Source organism: Crossiella cryophila, assembly GCF_014204915.1.
In the GTDB taxonomy this organism is placed as follows: domain Bacteria; phylum Actinomycetota; class Actinomycetes; order Mycobacteriales; family Pseudonocardiaceae; genus Crossiella; species Crossiella cryophila.
Map to the genome: position 1 here is coordinate 6,993,857 of NZ_JACHMH010000001.1, position 12,939 is coordinate 7,006,795.

Annotated in this window: 8 protein-coding genes; 7 read left to right on the plus strand and 1 reads right to left on the minus strand. The window is 71.3% G+C overall.

Annotated elements, in window-relative coordinates; genetic code table 11:
• Positions 1-44 precede the first annotated feature (44 nt).
• Positions 45-1,454 carry a PepSY-associated TM helix domain-containing protein gene (locus HNR67_RS30480; protein WP_185005620.1) on the minus strand — a complete coding sequence of 470 codons (1,410 nt, stop codon included), beginning with the start codon at positions 1,452-1,454 and terminating at the stop codon, positions 45-47.
• A 221-nt stretch (positions 1,455-1,675) separates the two neighbouring features.
• Here HNR67_RS30480 and HNR67_RS30485 point away from each other — a divergent pair, with 221 nt between their 5' ends.
• The 7 genes from HNR67_RS30485 to HNR67_RS30515 all read left to right on the plus strand — a co-directional run bounded on the left by HNR67_RS30485 (position 1,676) and on the right by HNR67_RS30515 (position 12,924).
• The gene (locus tag HNR67_RS30485) at positions 1,676-2,212 is read left to right on the plus strand and encodes a hypothetical protein (protein ID WP_185005621.1); all 537 of its coding nucleotides are present in this window, start codon (positions 1,676-1,678) and stop codon (positions 2,210-2,212) included.
• A 106-nt stretch (positions 2,213-2,318) separates the two neighbouring features.
• Complete coding sequence (locus tag HNR67_RS30490; RefSeq protein WP_185005622.1) at positions 2,319-6,008, plus strand: S8 family serine peptidase; 3,690 nt, start codon at positions 2,319-2,321, stop codon at positions 6,006-6,008.
• A gap of 22 nt (positions 6,009-6,030) precedes the next feature.
• Positions 6,031-6,816: a hypothetical protein gene (locus HNR67_RS30495; RefSeq protein ID WP_185005623.1), complete on the plus strand. Its 786-nt coding sequence runs from the start codon at positions 6,031-6,033 to the stop codon at positions 6,814-6,816.
• Positions 6,817-6,820: 4 nt separating this feature from the next.
• Positions 6,821-7,204 carry a GntR family transcriptional regulator gene (locus HNR67_RS30500; RefSeq protein ID WP_312988358.1) on the plus strand — a complete coding sequence of 128 codons (384 nt, stop codon included), beginning with the start codon at positions 6,821-6,823 and terminating at the stop codon, positions 7,202-7,204.
• 99 nt (positions 7,205-7,303) lie between these two features.
• Positions 7,304-10,996 carry a S8 family serine peptidase gene (locus tag HNR67_RS30505; RefSeq protein WP_185005624.1) on the plus strand — a complete coding sequence of 1,231 codons (3,693 nt, stop codon included), beginning with the start codon at positions 7,304-7,306 and terminating at the stop codon, positions 10,994-10,996.
• A gap of 116 nt (positions 10,997-11,112) precedes the next feature.
• A complete protein-coding gene (locus tag HNR67_RS30510; RefSeq protein ID WP_185005625.1) occupies positions 11,113-11,583 on the plus strand; it encodes a YbaK/EbsC family protein in 471 nt (156 codons plus the stop codon).
• Between the two features lie 186 nt (positions 11,584-11,769).
• Complete coding sequence (locus tag HNR67_RS30515) at positions 11,770-12,924, plus strand: 4-hydroxybenzoate 3-monooxygenase (protein WP_185011299.1); 1,155 nt, start codon at positions 11,770-11,772, stop codon at positions 12,922-12,924.
• Positions 12,925-12,939: the final 15 nt, after the last annotated feature.

Sequence of the window (12,939 nt, forward strand, 5' to 3'; positions counted from 1 at the left end):
GACGCTGTCACCCGCGCAGGACCCATGCCCAGTACCATCCGACATCACTTCCGCATGAGTTCCTCACCCCCCACGACCAGCGCGCGACGTCGGCGAGCCCGCCAGGCCAGCACCAGGTCCACCGCCAGGAAGCCCAGCAGGGACACCCCGAACACCGGCAGCTGCCACATCACCAGCACCGCCGCCACCGCCAATCCCGCCAGCGCCACCGGATGCACGGCCCGCCAGCCACCCCGAGGGAACGGCCTGCCCAGCGCGAACCGATCCCTGGTCGGCCGACGGTGCCACCACATCCGGTAGCCCAACAGGATCATCGTGATCAGGGTCAGGCAGACCGCGGCGAGCAGGAGCTGGTTGGGCAGGCCGAACAGGACGCCCATGTGGCCGTCGATGCCCCAGCGGGCGAGTTTGGCGCCCAGCGGGAAGTCCTGGAAGCGCAGGGTTTCCAGGGGTTGGGCGGTGGCCGGGTCGACGGCCATGGCGTCCTGTTTCTGCGGCCAGCTGCCCTTGATCTGCTTGACCAGGTAGGCCTTCCCGGCGCCTGCGGGCAGGGTGATCTCGACCGGGCCGTCCAGGCCGGACTGGCGGGCGGTGGCCAGGACGCGGTCCGGTCCGATGTCCGGGCCGGGGGTGCCGGTGGGTTGCTGATGGCTGCCGTGCGCGGAGTGTTCGGACAGGCTGGTGGACAGGGTGGGGGTTTGCCAGGACAGTGCCTTGCGCAGGGCCGCGATGCTCTCCCCGCCGTACTCCGACCAGGTCAGGCCGGTGACGGAGAGGAACAGCAGCGGCAACGCGATCCAGGTGCCCAGCACGGCGTGCCAGGACAGCAACCCACGGCGGCCGCGGAGTTTCCGGTCCACCAGCAGCAGGCGCCGTCGGCGGGCGCGCTGGCGTTGCCACCACAGGATCAGGCCGCCCAGTACCACCAGCCAGAGCCAGCTCGCGGCCAGTTCGCTGTACAGGCGGCCGATATCGCCCAGGTGCAGGCTGCGGTGCAGCTCGTCCAGCCAGGTGCGGATCGGCGTGGCCTGGCTGGAGCCGTAGGTTTCCAGGGTGCCGCGGACCTGGGCGGTGTAGGGGTCGACGTAGGCGGTGAGCCAATGGCTGGGCGCCAGGTCGGCCCGGCTGAAGATGATCTGGGTGCTGTCCGTCTCGGTCGCGCCGGGGCGCACCCGGACCAGGGTCGCGCCGGGCAGGGCTGCCTTGGCTGCGGTGATTTGCTGGGACAGGGGTTGCGGGGCTCCGGCTGGGGTGACGAAGAGTTCCTGGCTGTGCACAACGCGTTCCAGTTGCGGGGTGAACACGTAGAGCAGGCCGGTGAACGCGGCGATCAGCAGGAACGGTCCAATGAGGACACCGGCGTAGAAGTGCAGGCGTAGCAACAGGGGTCGCAGCGTGCGCGACTGACTCGCGGGCGGCGCGGGGGTCGTCGCGGTGAGCTGGTTCGCAGTCATCCGGCTTCCTTAGCGGTGGAAGGGACTTCCCCAGGTAGTCGGGTCGGTGGCCCGAACAGTTCCACCGTTTTTCCAGGCCAGGGGGGCGCCCTCCCACCCGAGGTGGAGACCCACTCCCCCACCCGGTCCGGCCGCTCCCCCTCGGGTGGGAGGCCACCAGGGGCCGGACTGGAGATCGTTTTGGTGTGGGCGAACCAGCCCACTCGTCTGGGGAGGTTGTTGTGCACAGGTCAACACGGGTGCTGGGGGTGTCGATCGCGGTGACGGCGCTCGCGCTCACCGCCGGCTCGGCGCAGGCCGCGTCGCCGGAGCTGCCGAAGCGGGAGGTCAGCGTGACCGGGAACGCGCGGCTGGAGTACTTCACCAAGGCCGACGACGTGCGGATCAGGTTGGACGCGCACGCGGTGCGGGTGCAGGGCCAGCCCCAGCCGGAACGGGCCTGGGGCACGGTGCGGCTCTCGCACTACTTCGCCAAGGAGAACCTCACCCTGTGGGCGCTCGGCGAGGTGGACTGCGCCTCCGCTGGCGGCCGGTCGGCGACCGTGTCGGTGATCGTCAAGGACACCCACCCGCAGATCGCGGACTGGCGTGGCAAGCGGATCGGCTTCAGCCTGCACAGCGGCGGCGACGGCGAACCCGCCCGCGGCTGGACCACCGGCCCGGTCGAGGCCGACAAGCTGCCGAAATGCCTGGCGCCCGCACCGGAACAGCGGGTGCTCTCCGGTGGATTCCGGGTCAGCAGCCGACCGACGGCCTGATCCACTGGGCCGTTCGGGGTAACGATGGAACCTGATCGGTGCCCCCACCGGTGAGGAGACAGGGGCCGGTTCGTCGGCTCCTGTTTCCCGCCGAGGGGGTACACGGATGAACCGAAGAACACGGGGGCTGGCCGGGCTGCTGGCCCTGGCCGTCACGAGCACCGCGCTGACCGCGGCCACGCCAGCCACGGCCGCACCACACACCACCGGCACAACTGGCCCGGCGCACCAGGTCACGCTGATCACCGGCGACCGGGTGCAGGCCCGGCAACGCGCCGACGGCGACTGGAACCTGTCCGTCGAACCGGCCCAGGGCGGTGCCACGCTGAGCTACCGGCAGTTCCCGGTGACCCGCGCCGGCCGCACCGACTGGTACCTGGTGCCGCGCCAGGCCGATCCACTGCTCGCCGAGGGTGTGCTGGACCGCGAGCTGTTCAACATCACCGGCTTGATCCGGCAGGGCTACGACGACGCCCGCCAGGACACGGTCCCGCTGCTGGTGGAGTATCCGGAGGGCGGCACCCGCCGGGCCGCTGAACTCCGTGGGGCACGGGTGCAGCGTGAGCTGTCCAGCCTGAACGTGGCGGTGGTGGCCGAGCCCAAGGCGGAGGCGGCCGAGTTCTGGCGTGGGCTGACCGAGGGCGGTCCGGCCCGGCTGGCCGGTGGGGTGCGCCGGATCTGGCTCAACGGCAAGGTTTCGGTCGCGCTGGACACCAGCGTCGGGCAGGTCGGCGCGCCGGTGGCGTGGCAGGCCGGGTTCACCGGCAAGGGTGTCACGGTGGCGGTGCTGGACACCGGGATCGATGACACGCATCCGGATGTGGCCGGGAAGGTCAAGCACCGCAAGGACTTCACCGGCAAGGGCAACGTCACCGACGGCCATGGGCACGGCACGCACGTGGCCGCCACCGTGGCGGGCTCGGGTGCGGCCGGTGGCGGCAAGTACAAGGGCGTCGCGCCGGAGGCCGATCTCGCGGTGGGCAAGGTGCTCGACGACTCGGGCACCGTGACGGCCGATTCCGTCCTGCGCGGCATGGAGTGGGCCGCCGCCGAGGTCAAGGCCAGGATCGTCAGCATGAGCCTGGGCGGCGTCCCGACCGACGGCCTCGATCCGCTGTCGCAGGCGGTGAACACGTTGACCCGCAAGCACAACACGCTGTTCGTGATCGCCGCGGGCAACCTCTCCGGCCCCGGCTCGGTGATTTCGCCTGGCGCGGCCGATCTCGCGCTGACCGTGGGCAGCATCACCAAGTCCGGCGGCCGGTCCGACTTCTCCAGCCAGGGACCGCGCCTCGGCGACGGCGCGGTGAAGCCGGAGATCTCCGCGCCGGGCAGTGACATCGTGGCCGCGCGCGGGACCGGCACCGCCCTGGGTGAGCCGGTGAACGAGCGCTACACCAGCGTTTCCGGCACCTCGATGGCCACCCCGCACGTGGCCGGTGGCGCGGCCATCCTGGCCCAGCAGCACCCGGACTGGACCGCGGAGCAGCTCAAGTCCGCGCTGGTGGGCACGGCCGACCCGGTGGGCGACCTCAGCGTGTTCGCCGCGGGCACCGGCCGGATGGATCTCGGCAAGGCCGTCGGCGCCAAGGTGACGGCGACGCCGAGCGCGCACAACGCGTTCCTGAAATGGCCTGCCACCGCACCGGTCACCCGCACCGTGACCTACACCAACCCGGGCAGCGCGCCGCTGCCCCTCGGCCTGAAATTGGACCTGGCCGACACCGCGGGCGCACCTGCCCCGGCCGGGCTGGCCAAGCTGTCCGCCGGCTCGGTCACCGTGCCCGCGGGCGGCCAGGCGAGCGTGACGATCACGGTGACCCCGCGCACGGCCAAGGCCGGTAGTTACGGCGGCACCCTCACCGCCACCGGTGGCGGCGCCACCCTGCGCACCGCGGTGGGGGTGCACGAGGAAGGTGAGCACCACGACGTCACCGCCAAGGTGCTGCGACCCGATGGCGTTCCGGCCACGGTGGCCGACGGGGTCAGCATCGAGATCATCCGCCAGCAGGACGGCAAGCCGCACTGGCTGCGGCTGGACGAGACGCTCCGGCTCCCACCGGGCGCCTACACCGTGCTCGGTTCGCTGGACCTGCGCAGGCCAGGCGCGGAACCGGCGGTGGTCAGCTTCAGCAACCCGGAGATCCGGATCAGCAAGGCCACCACGCTGAGTTTCGACCTGCGCCAGGCCAAGCAGGTCCGGATCGGCACCGACCAGCCCACGGCCCGCGCGGGCGCCCTGGTCGCCCAGGAGCGGGTGCTGCCCAAGGACGGGAAGGCCCACACCTCGACCCACAGCGTGGATGCCAGGTTCGGCCAGCTCTTCAGCTACTCCACCCCCGGCGTCAGCTCGGCCGCCTATGGCTACGCGAACAGCGCGCGACTGCTGGAGCCGGACATCGAACTGTTCACCGAGGGCGCGCGGCGGGAGGAGATGGGCGCCAGGTGGTTCTCCGATTCCGCGCAGGAACCGGTCAACGCCAGACTGCCCTCGGTCTACGCCGGTGACGGCTCGGCGGCGGCGCTGGCCAAGGTCGAGGTCAAGGGCAGATTCGTGGTGATCAGCCCGACCGCCCAGACCGGCACGGACGAGTTGTACCAACGGATCAGCGCGATCAAGGCGGCCGGTGGCCTGGCCGTCGGGATCCACACCACGACGTCGCGCTCCCGCACGTCGCACGCCGCCACGGATCCGGCGGTGCTGCCCTCGCTGTACCTCGAATACCAGTACGGACCCAGGTTCGTCGAGTACGCCAAGACCGGCGGGCCGGTGTCCCTGCACACCCGGCAGGGCAGCAGGCACCGCTACGAACTGGCCTTCCCCTCCCCCGGCAAGTTCCCGGCCACACTCGACCATCAGGTCAATACCGCCGACCTGGCCGCGGTCAGCACCGCCTACCACGGGTATCCGGCGGACTCCCCGCCCAGGATCAGCGCCTCGATGGCCGCACTCGGCGGCTGGATCGGCGTCGGCGGGTCCGACCGGGGAGTCGCCTCGGCCGAACGGGTCGAGCATTTCACCCCCGGCGAGTGGGGCCTGGAGGTCCGCGGCCCGAGCTACCTCGCGGGCAGCCTGACAGGTCAGGCGAAGCTGGCGGCGGGCAAGTCCTACCGCATGGAGTGGAACAGGGCGGTCAACGGTCCCGGGTTCGCCGGCACCATCAGCAACGACCTCGGCCAGCACCACCCGTGGGCCTGGGCCACCGGCGAGGTCATGGACGTCACCGTGCCCTGGTTCACCGACGCCGCCGGTCACCCCAGGGGCAGTGATCAGTACGGCTACGTCGACAAGGGCACGACCGTGTTGTACGGCGACGGCGTGGAACGGGGCAGGCACAGCGAACCCGGCCGCGGCGTGTTCCTGCGCGGCAACGCCAGCGCCTACCGCCTGGAAGCCGAGATCAGCCGGGACGCCTCCTGGTGGCGGACCTCGACGAAGATCAGCGTGGCCTGGTCCTTCGCCCGGCCGCAGTTCATCACCGGCGCGCTGCCGTTGCTCGCCGTGCGCTACGCCCCACCGGTGGACCTGCGCAACCTGGCGCCGGGTGACCGCGAGTTCACCATCCCGGTGACCGTGCCCCGCCAGGACGGCCCGGCCAAGGCCACCAGCCTCACCGTCGACTACTCGGTAGACGACGGCGCGACCTGGCAGTCGGCCAAGGTCGCACCGGCCCCGACCGGTTGGTCGGTAACGGTGCGAAACCCGGCGAGGGGGTTCGTGTCCTTGCGGGCCAAGGCGTCGGAGGGGGCGAACGCGGTGGAGCAGACCGTGCTCAGGGCGTACGAGATCGGCTGATCCGCTAGTGGGTTGACAGGGAGTGCGCGGCCCCGGCGAGGCACAGGGTGACCTCGTCCTCGCCGGGGCCGCGCACCGCGCCACGGTGTGCCGAATCCTCGGTGTCACCGCCGGTGCGCTGGCCGCCGGATGGCTGGCCACCGTCACCGACGGACTGGGGCTGGGACTGGCGTTGGCACCCGCCGCGTTCGCGGTGTGCGTGCTGACCGGGGTGCTCATCGGCGAGCTGATCGCGGTGCCGGTCGGCGGGGTGGCGCGCAGTGCGCTGCTGGAGGTGCGCGCGGCCCGGAACTACCTGCCGCGGGGCCGGGTGCGCTGGGTGCTCGGGCTGGCCGCCACGTTGTTCGCGCTGCTCGCCGGGACCAGCCTGGCCGGGTCCGCCGACGATCTCGGCCGCGCCGGGCGGGCGCTGAGTGTGGCCTGCGCCAACGGCTCGACGCAGTCCGCGAGCCCCTGGCCGGGCACCTACTACGCGCTGCCGGTGGCCGCCGTGGTGCTCATCGGCGGCGGGCTGGCGGTGTTCGTGGGCCGGGTGCTGCGCGACCGGTCGCGGCCGGGGATCGAGGATCGCACCCGGGCCGCCGACGAGGTGTTGCGCGCGCGGAGCATGCTGGCGATCACCGGGGCCTGCGGGGTGCTGGTGGCGGCTCCGCTGGCCGGGACCGCGCTGTTCACCGGGATGGCCTTGCTGCGGCTGTGTTCGGCCAACAGCCTGCTGCCGGTGCTGGGCTGGGTGGCGCTGGCGATCGCCGGGGTGGCCGTGGTGGCGGGTCTCCGGTTCGCCGCCGACCTTGTGCCTGGGCGGTGATCCGGTGCCGCCCCGCATCCTGGTCAGCACCTCCAGCGCGATCCCGCCGTACGAGCAGATCCGGTCCCAGCTGGCCGGGCTGATCAGCGACGGCGTGCTCGCCGCGGACGAGCGGCTGCCCCCGGTCCGGCAACTGGCCGCCGACCTCGGCCTGGCCGCGGGCACGATCGCCAGGGCCTATCGCGAGCTGGAACAGGCCGGGTACGTGGTGTCCCGTCGCGGTGGCGGTACCCGGGTGGCCGCGGCGCCGGTGCGGGCCACGGCGGATCTCGCCACGCTCGCCGGGTACGCCGACGCCTATGTCGCCCAGGCCCGGCGGCTCGGGGCCGATGACGAGCTGCTCCTGGACGCGGTCCGCCAGGTGCTGCGGAGACCGTTGCCGGACTAGGCCGGACGGGTGGCGAGGGGAACCCGCACCCGGGGCCGGACAGAACTCAGGCAGGGGCCGCGTCCGTCGGCCCCGGTTGTGCACTGAGGGGGTCCATCGATGAGCCGAAGACGACGGATACTCGCCGTACTGCTGGCACTGGCCACCGCGGGCGCCACCCTGACGGTGGCACCACTGGCCGCCGCCGCACCGGCTGCCGCACCCGGCGCGTCCATCGCGGGCAGCGCGCACCAGGTCACCCTGATCACCGGGGACCGGGTGCGGGCACGGCAGGGGGCCGGTGAGGCCTGGAACCTCGCCATCGAGGCCGGGCAGGAGCGCGCGGCGGTCGGGTTCCGGCAGTTCCAGGTCACCCGCGGCGGTCGCACCGACTGGTACCTGGTGCCGTTGAGCGCGGAACGGGCGCTGGCCGAGGGGCGGCTGGATCGCGAGCTGTTCAACATCACCGGGCTGATCCGGCAGGGTTTCGACGACGCGCGCAGCAAGCACCTGCCGCTGCTGGTGGAGTACCCGGAGGCAGGGGCACGCGGTGCGGTGGCGCTGGCCGGGGCGACCGTGCGGAAGGACCTGCCGGAGGTGAACCTGGCCGCGGTGGAGGAGCAGAAGGAGCGCGCGAGCGAGTTCTGGCACGAACTCACGAACCCGGGTCCGGCCGCGTTCGCCGGTGGGTTGCGCAAGATCTGGCTCAACGGCAAGGTTTCCGCCTCGCTGGACACCAGTGTCGGCCAGGTCGGCGCGCCGGTGGCCTGGCAGGGCGGGCACACCGGCAAGGGGGTCACCGTCGCGGTACTGGACACCGGGATCGACGACAGTCACCCGGATCTGGCCGGGAAGGTCAAGCACAGCAAGGACTTCAGCGGTAAGGGCAACGTCAAGGACGGTGACGGGCACGGCACGCACGTGGCGGCCACCGCGGTCGGCACCGGCGCGGCCGAGGGCGGCAAGTACAAGGGCGTCGCACCGGAGGCCGATCTGGCCGTGGGCAAGGTGCTCGGGGACAACGGCAGCGGCAGTTTCGCCGACATCATCGCGGGGATGACCTGGGCGGCGGCCGAGGTCAAGGCCAAGGTGATCAACCTGAGCCTGGGCGGTGGCCCGAGCGACGGCACCGATCCGATGTCGCAGGCGGTCAACACGTTGTCCCGCAAGCACAACACGTTGTTCGTGGCGGCCGCGGGCAATGACGGCCATCCGGGCTGGGTGGCCAGTCCGTCCACCGCCGACCTCGCGCTGAGCGTGGGCAGCCTGACCAAATCCGGAGCCCGCTCGCCCTTCTCCAGCATGGGTCCGCGGGACGGGGACGGCGCGGTCAAGCCGGAGGTTTCCGCGCCGGGCAGTGACATCGTGGCCGCCCGCGCGGCAGGCACCGCCATGGGCACCCCGGTGAATGACCGCTACACCAAGGCTTCCGGCACCTCCATGGCCGCCCCGCACGTGGCCGGTGGCGCGGCCATCCTGGCCCAGCAGCACCCGGACTGGACCGCCGAGCAACTCAAGGCCGCGCTGGTGTCCACCGCGAACCCGGTGGCGGAGCACGGGGTGTTCGAGGTGGGCGCCGGGCGGCTGGACGTGGGCAAGGCGGCCACGGCGAAGCTGCACGCGTCGCCGAGCGGGCACAACGTGTTCCTCAAGTGGCCGGGCACCGCGACGCAGAACCGCACCGTGACCTACACCAACTCCGGCAGCACGCCGGTCACCCTCGCCCTGAAACTCGACCTCACCGGCGTCCCCGGATCCGCCAGTCCGGTCAAGCTCTCCGCGGACTCGGTGACCGTGCCTGCGGGCGGTCAGGCCGCCGTGACGGTCGGGTTCACCCCGCGTGCGGCCAAAGCCGGGAACTACACCGGCACCCTCACCGCCACCGGTGGCGGCACCACCCTGCGCACCCTGATCGGCGCGAACGAGGAGGGCGAGCACTACGACGTCGACGCCAGGATCCTGCGCCGGGACGGCAAACTCGCCACGCTGGCGGACCAGGGCCGCCTCTGGCTGAACAACCTGGCCGACGGCAGGCACTACCCGATCCCGTTCAGCGGCAGCACCCGGGTCCCACCGGGTACCTACCGGTTGGAAGGTTCGGTGCACACCCCGCGACCCGGTGCGGAGCCGAGCATCACCACCTTCGCCAACCCGGAGCTGCGCATCGGCAAGGCCACCACGCTGCACTTCGACGCGCGGCAGGCCAAGCAGGTCCGGATCAGCACCGACCAGCCTGCGGCCAGGGGCGGCTACTGGGTCTCGCAGATGTTCAGCCGGGACAAGCAGTCCGGGCAGATGCGGGGCGGGGGCTACGGGCTGAGCACCCGGTTCAGCGAGCTGTACAGCTGGTCCGCGCCCGGGGTCAGCTCCCCCGATTTCGCCTACTCCAACACCCAGCGGCTGGAGGAGCCGGAGGTCGAGCTGTTCACCGAGGGCCCGCGGCGCAGCGAGCTGTACGCGGGCTGGCTGCGCGGGGCGACCCGGGAGGCGCTGAACCTGAAGCTGCCCAGCGTGTTCGGTGCCGGCGGCACGGTGGAGGAGCTGGCCAAGGTCGACGCCAAGGGCAAGATCGTGGTCCTCGGGCTCGGCTCGATCAGCTATGACGAGGTGTACCAACGAATCCGCAACGTCAAGGCCGCCGGTGGTCTGGCCACCGTGCTCTACCCCGTCGATGAGGCGCCCTTCCGCGCCGGGGCGAGGTCCGACCGCGAGGAGGAGGTGGTACTGCCCTCGTTCAAGGTCTACGGGGCATCGGTGGCCAGGATCGCCGAGTACGCCAGGACCGGCGGCCCGCTCTCGCTGACCACCCGCACGGCCAGCAAGCACCGCTACGACCTGGCGTTCCCCTCCCCCGGCAAGGTCCCGGCCAAGCTCGACTACCCGGTCAAAACCGCCGAGCTGGCCGCGGTCACCATGGCCTACCACGGTTTCCGCGCGGACGATCCGGCCATCGTCGGCTCCTACGTCAACGCCTTCGGCGGCCAGATCGGCGTCAACGTGCACAACCAGGCGATCAGCTCCGGCGAACGGGTCGAGCACTTCACCCCCGGCGACTGGGAGATCAACGTCAGCGGTTACTGGGCGGCCTCCGGCAGCCTGACCGCCAGGGCGAGGCTGGAGGGCGGCAAGACCTACCGGCAGGAGTGGAACAAGGCGGTCGGCAGTCCAGGGTTCACCGGCACCACCAGCAACGACCTCGGCGAGAACCACCCGTGGGTCTGGGCCAAGGGCGACCTGATCGACGTGACCGTGCCCTGGTTCACCGACGCCGCCGGGCATCCCAGGGTGGTGCAGCCCGCGTGGGGTTATGACACGGGTTCGACCACCCTGTACGGCGATGGCCGGGAACTGGGTCGGCACGCCGAACCTGGCCGGGGCGTGTTCCTGCGCGGCCAGGCCCGCGAGTACCGCCTGGAAGCCGAGCTGACCAGGACCGCGTCCTGGTGGCGCACGTCCACGAGGATCCAGTCCGCCTGGACCTTCGCCAGTCCCCGCGACGGCGCGCTGCCACTGTTCAACGTCCGCTACGCGCCACCGGTCAACATCCACAACCTCGCGCCGGGCGGCCAGGACTTCACCATCCCGGTCACCGTGCCCCGCCAGGACGGCCCGGCCAAGGCCACCAGCCTCACCGTCGACTACTCGGTAGACGACGGCGCGACCTGGCAACAGGCCAACGTCACACCGCTCCCGACCGGTTGGTCGGTAACCGTGCGCAACCCGGCCAGCGGGTTCGTGTCCCTGCGTGCCAAGGCATCCGACGGCGAGGCGTCGGTGGAGCAGACCGTGCTCAAGGCATACGAGATCGGCTGATCCGAGTGGTGCAGGGGCCGGGCAGTCCGGCCCCTGCGCCACTGTGGACCGGCGGAAATCGAGTTCCCCCGGCAACCCCGGCGCCGCTAGCCTGCGCAGCACGGAAAGGGGTTGCCATGCACGAGGCCGTGCGCCGGGTCGAGAGCGTGTTGAGCGGACTGCCGCGCGCCGCCAGGATCCGCACCCTGACCGAGGACGTGCCCACCGCCGCGGCCGCCGCGGAGCTGGTCGGCTGCCCGGTCGGCGCGGTGGCCAACAGCCTGGTGTTCCTCGGCGACCACGGGCCGGTGCTCATCGTCAGCAGTGGCGCGCACCGGGTCGACCTGCGCAAAGCAGCGGCCGGGTTCGGGGTGGCCAAGCTCAGGCGGGCCGATCCCGAGGTGGTGCTGGCGGCCACCGGCCAGCCGGTCGGCGGCGTCGCCCCGATCGGGCATCCGGCCCCGCTGCCCACCCTGATCGACCTCACCCTGGCCGATCACCCGGAGCTGTGGGCGGGCGGCGGCGCCCGGCACACCCTGTTCGCCACGACTTTCGCCGAGCTGGTCGAACTGACCGGCGGCACCCCGGCCGATATCAGGAAGCAGTGACTTCCACCAGGAGCGGCATTCGGGCTTTCACCTATTTCGGTGATCATCTGAACCCATTAGGATGATCATCTGGCGCGACACGTTTAACGGCTAATGCCCGATGATCACTCTCAATTCCGCCCTTGCTAACTTGCTCGCGCACATCGGCGAATAAGGGAGCGGCGAAACGTGGCCAAGCAGCGGGCCGTGGTCATTGTCGGCGCGGGTCCATCCGGACTCGTGCTGGGCAACCTGTTACGGGCCAAGGGAATTGACACGCTCATTCTGGAAAGGGCCAGCCGGGACCAGGTGTGGACCCGGGCCAGGGCCGGATTCCTCAGCGCGCACAGCGCCCGGGTGCTCACCGAGCACGGGTTAGCCGCCGGAATGCTCCGAAATGGCCGATCCCACGACGTATGCGCGTTCCGGGATGCGAACGGTGAATTTACTCTCCGTTACGGCCAACTAGGTCGCGGCGAAGTGCATACAGTTTACCCGCAACAGCACCTGGTAACCGATCTGATCAGCGAATACCAGGACCGCGGCGGTGAAGTCAGGTTCGGTGTGACGGTCACCGATGTCGACCCACAGACCGCTACTGTCCGTTACCGTGACGTCACTGGCGACGGTGAGGTCTCCGGCCGGTTCCTCGCCGGCTGTGACGGTGGCAACGGGGTGACCAGGCGGGCCGTGGCGGCGGCCTCGGTCTCCCGGCACACCCGCGATCACGGCATCACCTGGCTGGCCGTGCTGGCCCAGGCGCCGCAGAGCATGTCGGCGGTCACCTATGCCTTGCACGACAACGGTTTCGCCGGTCACATGGCCCGCAGTCCCGAGGTCACCCGGTACTACCTGCAGATCCCGCCGACGGACACCCCGGAGGACTGGCCGGACGAGCGGATCTGGACCGAACTCGGCATCCGGATGCGCACCAGCGAGTTCGGCCCACTGCGCCAGGGGCCGATCACCGAGCGGGCGCCGGTGCGGCTGCGTTCGGACGTGCTCGACCCGCTCCAGCACGCCCGGCTGTTCCTGGCCGGGGACGCGGCCAGCCTGATCAGCCCGTCCGCGGCCAAGGGCGCCAACCTGGCGATCATGGCCGCCGAGGTGCTGGCCGGGGCACTGGCCGAGGCGTTGCTGCACGACGACGAACGCGGCCTGGCCGCCTACTCCCGCACCTGCCTGCCCCGGATCTGGCGGGCCCAGGAGTTCTCGCACTGGATGATCAACCTGCTGCACGGCCCGCTCGGCGCGGACCCGGCGGCGGACTTCCAGCGCGCGCTTTGCCGCGCCCGGCTCGACAGCCTGCGCGATTCCCGCGCCCACCAGGACTTCTTCGCCGAGAACTACGTCGGCATCTGACACCGTTGGAGCACA